We start from the raw sequence: 363 nt of genomic DNA on the forward strand, positions 1-363 counted from the left end.
CCACGGTCACCGCCCCGGACAACGTCTACGTTGGTGCCAACGACCCGATCGTCAAGTCGATCGCAACCGTTGAAGGCGCGGATGTCGACAAGTTCGAGAAGTTGACCCTGGATAAAACCGAGGTCAAGACCACTGTTACCGACGAACCTGGCACTCCGGGCAATCCAGGTACCCCGGGCGGCACCAACGAAGGCGACTTGGTCAAAGTCACTATCACCGCCGACCAAACTTCGGTGGCCGAGAACGTCAAACCGACGTTCACCGTGCACGTCAACCAGCCGCTGGATCACGACCTGGTCGTGACCCTGAGCAACAACGCCACGGTCACCATCAAAGCCGGCGACACCAGCGTCAAGTACGAGC

1 protein-coding gene is annotated in these 363 nt (G+C 59.8%); it reads left to right on the top strand.

Annotation, left to right across the window (positions count from 1 at the left end):
- Window positions 1-363, top strand: a 363-nt coding sequence (locus tag DM807_RS00050; protein WP_179026918.1) for an immunoglobulin-like domain-containing protein, incomplete at both ends; no start/stop codon positions are given.

Source organism: Pseudomonas hunanensis (assembly GCF_013393325.1).
GTDB lineage: Bacteria > Pseudomonadota > Gammaproteobacteria > Pseudomonadales > Pseudomonadaceae > Aquipseudomonas > Aquipseudomonas putida_P.